The sequence below is a fragment of the uncultured Amphritea sp. genome (assembly GCF_937127095.1).
GTDB lineage: Bacteria > Pseudomonadota > Gammaproteobacteria > Pseudomonadales > Balneatricaceae > Amphritea.
The window spans coordinates 26,419-39,046 of record NZ_CAKZLP010000055.1; the positions used below are offsets into that span (position 1 = coordinate 26,419).

Genomic DNA, 12,628 nt, shown 5'->3' on the forward strand with positions numbered 1-12,628 from the left:
TTCAGTCCTGTTGCGCGATGAACTGCTTAAATCCTTCAGCGGTTTCCGGGTGTTGCAGTCCGTAGGCTACGTTAGCCTGGAGGAAGCCGAGCTTGTTGCCACAATCGTATGTTTTGCCGGTCATGCGGTACGCTTCGACCGTTTGTTCACGTAATAGCTCATCAAGTGCGTCGGTCAGCTGGATCTCATCTCCCGCACCGGGTTTAGTGTTCGCCAGAAGTTGCATCACGCGTGCCGGCAGAACGTAGCGACCAACCACGGCAAGATCTGAGGGAGCATCTTCTGACTTGGGCTTTTCGACCATACCTTTAATCGGGGTGGACTCGCCTGCAGAGGGTTTGATGCCATTGCAGTCTGCAATGCCGTAGAGGTGTACCTGGCTCTGTGGGACTGATTCAACCATGATTTGCGCAGCGCTATGCTGTTCAAAAGCGTTGATCATTTTCTGCAGGTCATTCTCGTTTTGCTGATAGTTGTTGACCAGTACGTCGGGAAGGATTACTACAAAAGGTTCATTATTGACTGCTTGCGCTGCGCAGTATACCGCATGGCCCAGGCCTTTTGCTTCAGGCTGGCGAACGGATATAATGGTCACATCGCTGGGTACAATATTACGCACAGAATTAAGGATGGCTGTTTTGTTCTTCGACTCAAGCTGATGCTCAAGCTCATAATGGGAATCGAAGTGATCCTCAATGGCTGATTTTCCATTACGGGTGACTAGCACGATCTCTTTGATCCCCGCTTTAATCGCTTCCTCTACAACATGCTGGATAACAGGCTTATCCACCACCGGCAACATCTCTTTAGGAATCGCTTTGCTTGCCGGAAGTACCCGGGTGCCCAGACCCGCAACGGGGATTACAGCTTTACGTACAGTTGTCATAGTATTCCTTTCTATATAAAACCAAGTAATGAGTTATTATCAGACGCCACATAGCTTTCTTTGATATACGTCTCTCTGGAGATTGGCACAGATAAGAGATCGTTTATTATATCGGTTTAAAATGACTTTTATATGATCCGGATTTCGACGAATCCCCCGACGGATGTTATCGATGATCATTTTTCGTTCATCCATGTTCAGACTTAGCCATCCTAACAATCCTGCTTCAGTTAAAGCAATATTCACACCATTTTCCCATGGGCCACTGCTTACTGATTGTCTGATCATATGCTGATATTCCTGATCAAACTCGCCTGATTTTGCTTTTATCAACGCTATATTTGCTTGCGTATAGGGCCATTGAGGTCTCAGTGAGTTTGAATGACGATAGCTGACCAAAGCCTCCTGAAGGGCCGTTGATTTCAGTAGAGGGTTATCGGAAATTAGTGCGTTGTAATGGTGCAATCTCCCCAGGTAATCATAATACTCTGGTGCACGGCTCCAGTTTAGCGCTGTTTCGATTGCGACCCTGGCTTTGGTTAGTTCTTCAGGTACCGGTAATCGGTTTTCCGACTCCCATTTGCTTACTTCATGCCGCGTGGTATAGGCGTTCAGATCTGCGAGGCCCCATTTGACTGCAGGGATGCAAAGAGCAAGCAATAATATCGCTGGGATTAGTGCCAGCTTTCTATTCACTCCCCTCATTTATGAGGCAGCCCGGTAATGATGGCAGGGTTATCAAAGACAAGCTTATTGGCCTCATTTTTGCCGATAATCTCTGCTGCCGCCTGCAATCCTTTGCTTAGAACCGGAGGACGATGTAGACGATTATGGGCATCTGTTGCCAGGATTGTTGCCCACCCCTGTTGCAGAATATGAGTCGCGCATTGCTTAGCCCGATAACCAAACTCTCCGGTCACTGACATTGCTGTTAGTTGTATCAGACATCCAGACTCAATAAACGGAATGAGTTTGTCAAATGACTGCATAATCTCTTTATTACGTTCCGGGTGCGCGATCATCGGCATAATATTATACTTCTTCAGCCAGCCGATCAGCTTGTCTGTACCCGGTAATATATGACTGTGTGGAAGCTCTAGGAGAAGGACTTTCTTTCCTTCCCACTGGCCTATTAATGGGATCTTACCGGCTGGAATCATGCTCAGCATCTCAGTTGAGATGCGTATCTCTGCGCCCATACTGATTGATAACGGTATTTTGTTATCTGCCAGAGCTTGCTGAAGCGTTTTGAGTACCGGTTTTATGGTTGCAATTTCATTGTCATATCGGCCGGGATGAATGTGCGGAGTGACAACCATATGCCGTATTCCATCATTCACAGCTATAACAGCAAGCTCCAGCGACTCTTGCAGAGTCGCTGGACCATCGTCGATGCCAGGCAATATATGATTATGCAGGTCTATCATCAGGCTGGACTTTTAATTTGGTCATCCTCAGTGGCCTCGTCGACGTAACCATACGTATCATAATATCCCTGATAGTCATCACTGTAATATTTACTCGCCTTCTTTATATCAACCTGATTAAGCACAACTCCGATGAGGGGTGCATTAACCTCTTTCAGTCGTTTCAGACCTGCTTTTGCTTGTTGATGGTTGGTTGCATCGGCCTTAACGACATAGATCATTGCGCCCACATGTTGTGCCAGAACCAGTGCATCACTGACTGCCTGAGTGGGGGCGGTATCAATCACGATCCGGTCATAATGAGATTCCAGCACGGACAATACTTTAGCGAAGCGTTTTGATGCCAGCAGGTCGAGGGGGTTTGGAGGAATCGTACCGGCTGTCATAATATCGATATTATTGGTGTCTGACCGATGGATACACTCTTCCAGCTTTGATGTTCCGGCAACCAAGTTTGATAGACCTGTTACTTTACTTGAGAGTCCAAATGCTTTGGCTATAGAAGGTCTGCGCATATCGGCATCAATTAGTAGCACTTTTTCCATCTGTCCGATCGATGTCGCCAGGTTGATTGCCAGCGATGTTTTGCCTTCGCCGGGAACTGAAGAGGTACAGCATAATATCTTATGGGGATTATCAAGTGCCGATAATACCACTCCGGTTCTGATGGTTCTGACGGACTCAGCGTAAGGCGACTTTGGATCGTCAATATAAGCCGTGTAGCTCTGGTCTTCTTTACCCTTTTTCCTAGTGAGCAGAGGTAATAGCCCCAGCATAGTGGAATTCAGTTTGTTTTCGACATCAGTAGCTGATTTTACTGTGTTATTGAGCGCTTCCATGAGGAACGCCAGTACTACTCCGAACATTACGCTGGCGATAAAAGACAGTGCAATAATAAGCTTTTTATTAGGCTTGGCCGGTCTTATTGGTACTTCAGCTGGATCACTGATGCGGGCATTGGCTGATTGCAGGTCGCCTGTCGCATTGGTTTCATTCAGCCGGTTAAAAAACGTATCGTATAATTTACGAGTCGATTCTGCTTCTTTTTCCAGAGATTTGAGTTTGTGATCTTTATTATTTATAGCCTGTAGCTTCTGTTTGGCATTTTCCTGATCAGCTTTGAGGGAGCGTTCATTGGTAAGCGCTATACGATAATCACTTTCTATGCTACTCACTATTCTCTTGATCTGGTTGTAAAGAGCGCCTCTTACATCACTTAGCTCTGACTCTACCGCTTGCATTTGGGGGTGCTTAGGGCCGTAGCGTTTAGCCAGGTCAGCTTTTTTTAAAGCTGTTTCCAGTTCAGCGCGTTTCAGATCCCTGATAAGTGGATGGTTGAGGATAACAGGAATGTTCTCATAAGCTTCCAGATTGCTGGATGAAACCGATTGTATTTGTCGGTACAGGCTTTCAGCTTCAAGTCGTGTTCTGCGAGCGTCAACAAGCCGGGTGGAGATAAGCGATAGTTCATTGTTCGCTATCTCTGCACCACCATCGCTACCGACAATCTGTTCTTTGTTTCTGTATTCCTGAAGTTTCTCTTCGGATGTATTGACCTGCTCTCGCAGCCCGCTCAGGCGCTCCATCAGCCACTCTGATGCTTTATAAGTGAGTTGCATGCGGGCATCTAGGTTGTTTTCGATATACGCATTGCCAACGGCATTTGCGACCTGGGCAGCCAGAAGTGGGTTATTTGCTGCGAATGTTATTTGTACCAGCTGCGTTTTACGTACGGGGGAGATCGTTAATTTTCTGATAAAGCTTTGAGTGAGCTGCTGGAGCTTTATTTTCTTTTCTTCCTCTTCAGTTTTACTTTCCTTCGGACGCGCCACAGGTAGCCAGTCGCGCCAGTTAAAAGAAAATGCTGATGGTTCCGGGTTAAACTCAGGATGATCTATCAGGTTTAGCTTATCGATTACTTTCTCTGCAAGCTGTCGGGACCTAAGAATTTCAAACTGTGTCTGATAATATTCATCATTGTTTGTGTCAAGGCCATAAACCTGCTCAATAGAGACTACGTTAGCTTGTTTGGCTTCGATCAGCAGAGTTGCAGTCGCCTGGTAGACTGGCTTCATTGAAAAAGCAACCAGCGTCGAAAGAATCGAGATAATGATTGCGAAGCCAAGAATGCCCCACTTATGCCGGTATATCGTCATCCAGTATTGACGTAGGTCTATGACCTCTTCCTGCATCGGTTGGGAAAATCTATCCTGGGGCACGTTTTTTTCCATACTGAAAAGTTCTCTGCTTCAATAATCGTTGTTGGCAGGTGGGGAATAAGTACTAAAAAATTACGAATCTTTGTCTGGCTGGTTTAAAAAAATCAGAAGAAGCTTTGCTCTATAGTGATAATGTCTCCGGGCAAAACCTGTCGACTCAGATCAACCATTTCAGGGTCTCCGGTATTCCCGTCGCGTTGAATAAATATCTTTGATTTTGAAGCTCTTTCTGTGAAGCCTCCAGCGATTGCAACAGCTTTTTGCAGTGTAAGGCCCGGCTGAAATGGGTAGCTCCCTGGTTTTTTAACTTCTCCGTTGATGAAGAATTCTCTGTACTCAAGTACGGTCACATTAACGTTTGGGTTCAACAGATAGCCATTAGCTAGCCCGTTAGCAATTTTGCTGCTCAATTCACTTGTTGTAAGGTCTAAGACTTCAAGCTCACCGAGAAACGGGTATGAAATTGTACCCGCATCACTTAAACGGGTTTCAATGCTAAGCTCTTCCTCGCCGAACACGGTGATTTTAACCATGTCGCCAGATCCCAACTGGTAATCTGAAAATTGAGAATTTTCAGCTGCATGCGTTGGTATAAAGGTTGCGAGGAATGCGATAAAAAGGACTCTTAACGAGTGCTTCAGGTAGTTTACTAAATGCTGCATTTGTCGCTCTCAAAGTCCTGATGTAAATCTGATCAGAGTGATCCTGTAACTGATATCAAATATATATTTCGGTCAAATGGGATTCCACTTATGTTTGATTCAGTATTTTGGTGAGAATACCCAACGCCAAAGCTCAGCCAGCGACGCATGTCATAGTTTAACCTCAAACTGGCATCGGTGATCTCATCTTCCCGACCACCAGTAGAACCTTTGTAATCATCATTTGTATACCCTGAGCTGAAGATCGTTTGTAGTTGATCATTCCAGTCATGTGTCCAGGATAAACGGATAACTTTTGAATCGATAAAATCTCCGATGCCTGAAGACTCTTTTTCAGACTGACTTGTTGCAAAATTAAAAACGGAATACGAAAGTGGCTCCCATTTAAGGGCCGCTTCCCAGCTGCTACCGGAAAAGTCATTTCTTGCGGAAGATTTGAAGTCCTTCTGTACGTGGCCCAGTTTAATTGTGCCTGTCGTTTTTGCGGATCCTTCCCAAGTTGCACCGACAAAGTACCGAAGTGTTTCACTATCAAGACTGGCTGCCGGATCAGTTTTATAGTTCAGAGTCTGGTCTCTGATTTCGAACAATAGTGACGTTTTGGGCTGGATTCTGTAATAGAAAGTTCCGCTGAAAGTTGTCAGTTCACTATCTCTTTCATTCGTGATGGTGCGGAAGTTTTGATATTCTTTGTCGTCATATCTGCCGGAAAAAACCAGTTTTCCTGCAGCGTCGACGGCACCATAGGTATAGGTAAAAGAGACTGATTTAGTGTCATATTCCAGCGGAGCCGTTACAGTTGCACCTATATTGCCTGATTCTGTAATTCCGGTGCCCCGTTCTTCGTGGTTCTTCGAGTATGAACTATTCAGATCCAGCATATTGCGTGCATCAAATTCAAGGTGCGCATCTACACCAAGGTTATGGTCTGTATAGTTATCATCAGAGCTACTTTGGTACATTCCATGATTCAGCGTGTAACGGGCTCTATAGGCGTTGAAACCATCTTCTGCAATAACCTGAAAATTCGGGCTTATTACTGTTTTCTGGCTATCAACCTCTGCGCTGTTAGAACTGAATATATTGTCGTCGTAGCTCGTTTGGACATTCAGCGTTGGTATAATGCTGACGGGTTCTGCATCTATAGATGCAGGCCGTATAGCAGCAAATGCATGAGAATAAAGAATAAGGGCGCAAGGCGTTAATATGCTTGCCAAAGTCCGGTTTTTCATCAGCTGATATCCTTGTAAATGTCATGCACTGGCATTTGCTTTCAGCGCCTGCTTAATTCAGGACACCCTGAACAATCAGGGTGTGTTAGGTTCTCTAATACTAGCATGGCTTCTTTTTTAGTGGTACTCGATAGCGAAGCCAAATGGCGACATTTTGCTTTTTTTTGCTGCAGTGCGGTATGGAGGTGCGTAAGGGGTGGGTTTGAGTTATGAAAAATATTTATTATTGTATTGGGTTGCCGTAAATCGGATCACGCTGAGATGATTTTTTATGCTTAGTTTTTTGTTGCAGAGTCGTGTAACAATAGTTTTACAAATATTAAGTTGGGGGGCTCTTATGGGTCATGCAAAAAAAGATGTGCCTTTTCAGTCGTTAAAAATTGCAGTGCTGACCGTTTCTGATACCCGTACGCCGGAGAATGATACCTCCGGTGATGCTTTGGTGAGCGGTCTTACGGACGCAGGTCATACGCTGGCGGATAGGGCTATCAGTAAAGATGATGTGTATCAGTTACGTGCAGTGGCGTCTAAATGGATCGCCGATGAAGCGGTTCAGGCGATTCTGGTGACCGGGGGGACTGGCTTTACCCTGCGGGATACTACCCCTGAGGCGCTGACGCCGCTGTTTGATAAAGCAATAGAGGGTTATGGCGAGCTGTTTCGTCAGCTCTCTTATGAGGAGATCGGCACATCGACAATTCAGTCCAGAGCTTTTGCCGGTGTTGCTAATCGCACGGTGATATTCTGTATGCCGGGTTCTACCGGTGCCTGTAAAACTGCCTGGAACGGGATTATCCGTGAGCAGTTGGATGCGCGTCATCGTCCCTGTAACTTTGTCGAGATGGTGATGACAACTAAGTCTGTTGAAACTGCTTGTGGGCCGCGCGGATGAGTACCGGGAATCATAGTTGTGACGCACCTGCGCAGTCGTTGATGCCGGTTGCTGAAGCACTGGAAAAGCTGCTGGCAGAAGCTAGGGTGAATGTTGCTACCGAGTTAGTGGGCATTGCTGATGCACTGGGGCGGGTGCTGGCAGAAGATCAGCTGTCAACGGTTGATGTGCCTCCCCGGGATAATAGTGCAATGGATGGTTATGCGCTGAAGCTCTCTGATCTTGCAGCAGGCAAGCGTCTGATCGTGTCGCAGCGGATACCGGCGGGCACCGCACCCAAACCACTGCAATCTGGCACTGCTGCCCGAATTTTTACCGGTTCTGAAATTCCCCTGGGCGCTGATGCTGTGGTGATGCAGGAAAATACCACGGCTGGTGAAAGCGATAATCAGCGTTGGGTTGATATCAATGAAGTGCCTGTTGCGGGTAATAATATTCGTCCGCAAGGACAGGATATCCGGGCTGGCCAGGCGGTCATGTCTGCGGGTGCCCGGCTGCAGGCCTCCCATATCGGCGTGCTTGCTTCGGTGGGTATTGCTGCCGTGAGTGTCTATCGTCGTTTGAAGGTTGCAGTGATGGCAACCGGTGATGAGCTGGTTATGCCGGGCAATCCGCTGCAGCCCGGGCAGATCTATAATTCTAATCTGTTTACTCTGCGCGGGCTGTTGCAGGGGCTGGGGTGCGAAGTCGTTGATTGCGGTATTGTTGAGGATACACTCGAGGGAACCAAAGTCGCTTTGAGACAAGCATCAGAGCGAGCTGATTGTATTATTAGCAGCGGTGGTGTCTCGGTGGGTGAAGAGGACCACGTGAAGGCGGCAGTGGAGTCGCAAGGCGAACTGCGGATGTGGAAGCTGGCGATTAAGCCGGGTAAACCGATGGCTTTTGGTTATGTTAATGGTAAGCCATTGCTTGGCTTGCCGGGTAATCCTGCTGCTGTATTGGTGACTTTCAGTATTCTGGCGCGTCCCTTTCTGCTCAAGTCGATGGGGGTTCAGCGCGTTGTGCCAAACAGTTTCCCGGTTGAAGCAGGCTTTAGCCGGCCAAGGGCGATTAGTCGTCAGGAATACCTTCGGGTTCAGCTGCTCGATGGTCGGGCGGTGATTGGCTCAAGTCAAAGCTCGGGTGTGTTAAGCTCTTCGGTGACGGCGGCGGGATATCTTGTGGTGCCACCGGATACGGTGGTTGCTGAGGGTGATTTCCTGATATTTATTCCGTTTAGTGAAGTGTTGAATTGAGCGTCCGGAATACGGGTGCTGAAAAGATAGGTTGTATGATGGTAAATGTGTTTTTTTTTGCGTCCCTGCGTGAAGCGCTCGGGGTGTCTCAGATGAATCATTCGCTGGACCGGTCGGTCACGGCGGGCGAGCTCCTTGAGCAGCTGAAGGAGCAGGGGGCTGAGTGGGATAAAGCGCTAAAGGGGCAGCTGCTCTGCTCGATTAATCAGGATATTGTGTCGTTAGATACTGTTGTTTCTGATGGCGATGAAGTCGCATTTTTTCCACCCGTAACCGGCGGCTGATTCTGTTGGACGTTATTATTCTGGCGGGTGGCGAAGGACGCCGTATGGGTGGTTGTGATAAAGGGCTGGTGCCGTTTCAATCGCAACCGATGGTTGCCTTTGCGGTTGAGCTGGTCAGGCCTTTTGTTTCAAGAGTGATTATCAGCTGTAATCGGCATCTGCCGGAGTATGCGGTGCTGGCGGATGAAGTGGTAGAAGATTCTCTTGAGGGATTTCAGGGGCCTCTGGCGGGAATTCTGGCCGGGCTGAAAGTGAGTAGTTCAGATCAGGTGCTGGTGCTGCCCTGCGATACGCCGTTGCTGGAGGCGGTGTTGATAGAGCGTTTGTTTGCGGCGGCAACCGCTTCTCCAGAGTCAATTACTGTGTTGTCCGAAGGCGATAAGTTGCATCCGTTGCATGCGGTGCTGCCTCGTTTGCTTGTGGATGATCTTGAGCAGTGGCTGGCGGGTGGGCAGCGTGCGGTGCAGGGCTGGATGCGTAATCATTCGATGCAGTTAATTGATATTTCTGATCTCTCTGATCAGCTGTGTAATCTCAATACTTTTCAGGAACTTAAATCTTTAGAAGCATTAACGTCCGAGCGTTAAGCAGGCGATTGTTTTGCCGGATTCTGTATAATCGCCACAATTTTATATTTTAAGGGTTGGGTTTGATGGATCAGTTGGTAAGTGTGGCAGGCGCCTTCTTGTTAGTGTTTCTGGCGGAATTTGGCGATAAAAGTCAGTTGGTCTGTATGACCCTGGCGACCCGTTATCGGGTTTTACCTGTGTTAATGGGGGCCATCGTCGCGTTTGCAGTGTTGAATCTTCTGGCTGTTCTGGTGGGGGCTGTTGCGGCGACCTGGTTGCCCCGTCCGGTTGTTTTGGCTGTGGTTGCGCTTCTGTTTCTCTGGTTTGGTGTCCAGTCTTTTCGAGTGGAGGAGGAAGAGGATGATGACAATGTTTCACTCTCTGTTAAGAGTGTTTTTATCTCTGCCCTGCTGATGCTGTTTTTTGCTGAGCTGGGGGACAAAACCCAACTGGCAGTAATGGGGTTGGCGAGCACGGAGCCTGCGCTGCCGGTCTGGATCGGTTCAACGCTGGCGCTGGTGTCTACTTCTGCTCTGGGAATTCTGGCGGGTAGAGCGCTGATGCGTTATGTCTCGATCGCCTGGTTGCACCGGGCATCCGGAGTGTTGTTTGTGGTATTTGCTTTATATGCCGGAACAGAGGCTGTGTTGTTGGTGATTTGATAAGGCATGTCTGACGTGCGCAGGGCTTAGAATGTTAATTGGTTTTTTGATTTTGCTGCTGTTTCAGTTTGCCGGAGAGCTGATTGTTGTGTTCTCGGGCTTGCCAGTGCCCGGACCTGTTGTGGGGATGGTGCTATTGCTGATGGGGTTGATTATTAAAGGCGAAGTGCCTGAATACTTACGGATTCCCAGTGAGGCGTTATTAAAGCACCTGGCGTTGCTGTTTGTGCCAGCGGGTGTTGGGCTGATGACCCATTTCGGATTGTTAAAACAGGACTGGCTGGCAATTCTGGTTGCTCTGATTGTCAGTACGGCGCTGACAATCGTTGTCACCGCGCTGATTCTCAACCCTTCGGCTAAAAAGTTGCATCGGCTGAGTCGCGTTAAGCATGGCCAGGATACGCTGGGTGAGGATAGTCACTGATGGAGTTCTGGACCTTTTTTGCCGCGAAGCCGCTGATGTGGCTGATTGTTACTATCGCAACCTTTATTGTGACCTCCTGGCTCAACCGCCGTCTCGGAGGCACGCCATTGCTGCATCCGGTATTAGTGTCTCTGTTTCTGATTATTGTCTTCCTGTTGCTGACCGGTACTTCCTACGAAACCTATTTTGAGGGTGCGCAGTTTATTCACTTTTTGCTGGGTCCTGCGACGGTGGCGCTTGCGGTGCCGCTGTTTGATCATTTCGAGCGTGTGAAAAAACTGCTTCTGCCGCTGCTGCTGGCGTGTATGGCTGGGGCTGTCACCGCGGCCGCGTCAGCATTGCTGGTTGCGCAGGCACTTGATGCATCACTGGGGACTCTGCTGTCTATCGCGCCTAAATCAGTCACCTCGGCAATTGCCATCGGTGTGGCAGAAAAGCTGGGTGGTTATCCATCGCTGGCATCGGGTTTGGTGCTGATTACCGGTGCGCTGGGGTGTATACTTGCGCCGCCGATCTATCACATACTCAATGTTACCGATGAGGCTGTCAAAGGGTTCACGCTGGGAGTCTCGGCGCACGGTATGGGCACCGCCTTCGCCTTCGAATACGGTCTGATGGCGGGCGCCTTTGGTGGGCTGGCAATGGGGATGACCGGCGCATTTACTGCCTTCATGTTGCCACTGCTGGTGCCGTTGCTGGGGATAGGTTAAGTGGCGCGAGCGCCGCTAGCATGCCCTCTGGGTACCTCGTCGCGATTAACCCTTTGGTGAGCGTTGCGTTCGGACAGCGGGCTTCAGCTCTTATCCCTTTGTTGCGTTGCAAAATCCGGGGGTGGGGAGTAAAGTGCCCATCCTTCGTTTTCTTCTTATCTATCTGAATTGGCTTGAATGGTACGGTTTTCGGCATGACTCCTATTGATCGTTATAAAAAAGACCTTGAACGCGACGACTTCTCCTATGATGCGGCGCAGGAACTGGCAGTTAAAAATCTGCAGCGCCTTTATGATGATCTGCTGGCGAAGCAAAATCAGCCAAAGCCTAAGGGCTTGGTGAGTCGCTTTTCGGCTAAATTAAAGAAGCCACAGGTAGAGCCAGTTAAAGGGCTTTACTTCTGGGGTGGGGTGGGTCGTGGCAAGACCTATCTGATGGATACCTTTTACGAAAGTCTGCCGTTTGAGAATAAAGAGCGCACCCATTTTCACCGCTTTATGCAGCGCGTACACAAAGAGCTGAAGCTTTTAGACGGTACACCTAACCCTCTGGTGGCTATCGGTAAGAAGTATGCCTCTGAGTTTCAGATTATCTGTTTTGATGAGTTTTTTGTCACCGATATCACCGATGCGATGATTCTGGGCGGCTTGCTTGAAGAGTTATTCAAGAACGGTGTATCGCTGGTGGCCACCTCCAATATTGTGCCAAATGGCTTGTATGAGAATGGATTGCAGCGCGCACGTTTTCTGCCCGCAATCGATATGCTGAATAAGTATACCGACGTTGTGAATGTGGATAGCGGTGTTGACTACCGTCTACGAACCCTTGAGCAGGCTGAGTTGTATCATTATCCGCTTGATGAAACTGCAGACCTGAGTCTGAACTCAAGCTTTGAAAGCCTTGCTCCGGATCTTCAGGAAGTTGTTGAAGACTGTGCTCTGGAGATTAACGGGCGGGATATCAAGGCACGTCGTTGCTGTGAAGATGTTGTCTGGTTTGATTTTAAAGAGTTATGTGAAGGGCCGCGCAGTCAGAATGACTATATTGAGTTGGGTAAGATCTTTCACGCAGTGCTGATCAGCAACGTACCGCAGCTGGGTCGTAGTAATGATGACGCGGCGCGCCGTTTTGTTAATCTGGTGGATGAGTTTTATGACAGTGGTGTAAAACTGATTCTCTCTGCGGAAAAATCGATCCACGAAATCTACAGCGAAGGGCGTCTGGAATTTGAAATCCAGCGTACTCAGAGTCGTTTGCTAGAGATGCAATCGCATGAGTATCTGGCTAAAGAGCATCGGGCTTAAGAGCAGTTGTTAGACGCGGCTTCGCCGCTTGCGAGTGGTTAGGCGTCGCTGCGCGACTTGCTAGAAAAGAAAGTTACCTGTAAAGGCTTGTTGTGTGTGTCGTTGAAGGTCGCAGTTGT

At 48.3% G+C, this 12,628-nt stretch carries 14 protein-coding genes; 8 read left to right on the forward strand and 6 right to left on the reverse strand.

Annotation, left to right across the window (positions count from 1 at the left end; translation table 11 throughout):
- Position 1 precedes the first annotated feature (1 nt).
- The 6 genes from galU to Q0499_RS13535 form a co-directional block, all read right to left on the reverse strand.
- Positions 2 to 886 carry a UTP--glucose-1-phosphate uridylyltransferase GalU gene (gene galU, locus Q0499_RS13510; RefSeq protein WP_299200252.1) on the reverse strand — a complete coding sequence of 295 codons (885 nt, stop codon included), beginning with the start codon at positions 884 to 886 and terminating at the stop codon, positions 2 to 4.
- Positions 887 to 925: 39 nt separating this feature from the next.
- Positions 926 to 1,582, reverse strand: a complete 657-nt coding sequence (locus Q0499_RS13515; protein ID WP_299200254.1) for a hypothetical protein — start codon at positions 1,580 to 1,582, stop codon at positions 926 to 928.
- Between the two features lie 5 nt (positions 1,583 to 1,587).
- On the reverse strand, positions 1,588 to 2,313 hold the full coding sequence (locus Q0499_RS13520; RefSeq protein WP_299200255.1) for a CpsB/CapC family capsule biosynthesis tyrosine phosphatase: 726 nt from the start codon (positions 2,311 to 2,313) through the stop codon (positions 1,588 to 1,590).
- Entirely contained in the window at positions 2,313 to 4,544 is a 2,232-nt protein-coding gene (locus Q0499_RS13525) for a polysaccharide biosynthesis tyrosine autokinase (protein WP_299200256.1), read from the reverse strand. Before Q0499_RS13525 ends, Q0499_RS13520 begins: the two co-directional genes overlap by 1 nt.
- A 92-nt stretch (positions 4,545 to 4,636) precedes the next feature.
- Positions 4,637 to 5,194, reverse strand: a complete 558-nt coding sequence (locus Q0499_RS13530) for a polysaccharide biosynthesis/export family protein (protein ID WP_299200257.1) — start codon at positions 5,192 to 5,194, stop codon at positions 4,637 to 4,639.
- Between the two features lie 32 nt (positions 5,195 to 5,226).
- Positions 5,227 to 6,426, reverse strand: a complete 1,200-nt coding sequence (locus Q0499_RS13535; RefSeq protein WP_299200258.1) for an outer membrane beta-barrel protein — start codon at positions 6,424 to 6,426, stop codon at positions 5,227 to 5,229.
- Between the two features lie 337 nt (positions 6,427 to 6,763).
- Between Q0499_RS13535 and moaB the strand changes: the two genes are divergently transcribed.
- The 8 genes from moaB (at position 6,764) to zapE (ending at position 12,509) form a co-directional block, all read left to right on the forward strand.
- A complete protein-coding gene (moaB, locus tag Q0499_RS13540; protein WP_299200259.1) occupies positions 6,764 to 7,318 on the forward strand; it encodes a molybdenum cofactor biosynthesis protein B in 555 nt (184 codons plus the stop codon).
- Entirely contained in the window at positions 7,315 to 8,556 is a 1,242-nt protein-coding gene (gene glp / locus Q0499_RS13545; RefSeq protein ID WP_299200260.1) for a gephyrin-like molybdotransferase Glp, read from the forward strand. The genes moaB and glp overlap by 4 nt, the downstream gene beginning before the upstream one ends.
- 35 nt (positions 8,557 to 8,591) lie before the next feature.
- Positions 8,592 to 8,840: a MoaD/ThiS family protein gene (locus tag Q0499_RS13550; protein ID WP_299200261.1), complete on the forward strand. Its 249-nt coding sequence runs from the start codon at positions 8,592 to 8,594 to the stop codon at positions 8,838 to 8,840.
- Positions 8,841 to 8,845: 5 nt separating this feature from the next.
- A complete protein-coding gene (gene mobA / locus Q0499_RS13555) occupies positions 8,846 to 9,427 on the forward strand; it encodes a molybdenum cofactor guanylyltransferase MobA (protein WP_299200262.1) in 582 nt (193 codons plus the stop codon).
- A 65-nt stretch (positions 9,428 to 9,492) separates the two neighbouring features.
- Positions 9,493 to 10,071, forward strand: coding sequence for a TMEM165/GDT1 family protein (locus tag Q0499_RS13560; RefSeq protein WP_299200263.1), 579 nt, complete (start codon positions 9,493 to 9,495; stop codon positions 10,069 to 10,071).
- 31 nt (positions 10,072 to 10,102) lie between these two features.
- On the forward strand, positions 10,103 to 10,495 hold the full coding sequence (locus tag Q0499_RS13565; RefSeq protein ID WP_299200264.1) for a CidA/LrgA family protein: 393 nt from the start codon (positions 10,103 to 10,105) through the stop codon (positions 10,493 to 10,495).
- Positions 10,495 to 11,205, forward strand: coding sequence for an LrgB family protein (locus Q0499_RS13570; protein ID WP_299200265.1), 711 nt, complete (start codon positions 10,495 to 10,497; stop codon positions 11,203 to 11,205). The genes Q0499_RS13565 and Q0499_RS13570 overlap by 1 nt, the downstream gene beginning before the upstream one ends.
- Before the next feature lie 194 nt (positions 11,206 to 11,399).
- Positions 11,400 to 12,509: a cell division protein ZapE gene (gene zapE / locus Q0499_RS13575; protein ID WP_299200266.1), complete on the forward strand. Its 1,110-nt coding sequence runs from the start codon at positions 11,400 to 11,402 to the stop codon at positions 12,507 to 12,509.
- The last annotated feature ends 119 nt before the right edge of the window (positions 12,510 to 12,628 follow it).

What these genes read in the sequence shown, in the direction of transcription:
- Q0499_RS13535 (WP_299200258.1), bottom strand. Translation starts at nt 6,426, where the DNA reads ATGAAAAACCGGACTTTGGCAAGCATATTAACGCCTTGCGCCCTTATT.
- Q0499_RS13570 (WP_299200265.1), top strand. Translation starts at nt 10,495, where the DNA reads ATGGAGTTCTGGACCTTTTTTGCCGCGAAGCCGCTGATGTGGCTGATT.
- galU (WP_299200252.1), bottom strand. Translation starts at nt 886, where the DNA reads ATGACAACTGTACGTAAAGCTGTAATCCCCGTTGCGGGTCTGGGCACC.
- zapE (WP_299200266.1), top strand. Translation starts at nt 11,400, where the DNA reads ATGACTCCTATTGATCGTTATAAAAAAGACCTTGAACGCGACGACTTC.
- Q0499_RS13565 (WP_299200264.1), top strand. Translation starts at nt 10,103, where the DNA reads ATGTTAATTGGTTTTTTGATTTTGCTGCTGTTTCAGTTTGCCGGAGAG.
- moaB (WP_299200259.1), top strand. Translation starts at nt 6,764, where the DNA reads ATGGGTCATGCAAAAAAAGATGTGCCTTTTCAGTCGTTAAAAATTGCA.
- Q0499_RS13550 (WP_299200261.1), top strand. Translation starts at nt 8,592, where the DNA reads ATGATGGTAAATGTGTTTTTTTTTGCGTCCCTGCGTGAAGCGCTCGGG.
- Q0499_RS13560 (WP_299200263.1), top strand. Translation starts at nt 9,493, where the DNA reads ATGGATCAGTTGGTAAGTGTGGCAGGCGCCTTCTTGTTAGTGTTTCTG.
- Q0499_RS13530 (WP_299200257.1), bottom strand. Translation starts at nt 5,194, where the DNA reads ATGCAGCATTTAGTAAACTACCTGAAGCACTCGTTAAGAGTCCTTTTT.
- glp (WP_299200260.1), top strand. Translation starts at nt 7,315, where the DNA reads ATGAGTACCGGGAATCATAGTTGTGACGCACCTGCGCAGTCGTTGATG.
- Q0499_RS13520 (WP_299200255.1), bottom strand. Translation starts at nt 2,313, where the DNA reads ATGATAGACCTGCATAATCATATATTGCCTGGCATCGACGATGGTCCA.
- Q0499_RS13525 (WP_299200256.1), bottom strand. Translation starts at nt 4,544, where the DNA reads ATGGAAAAAAACGTGCCCCAGGATAGATTTTCCCAACCGATGCAGGAA.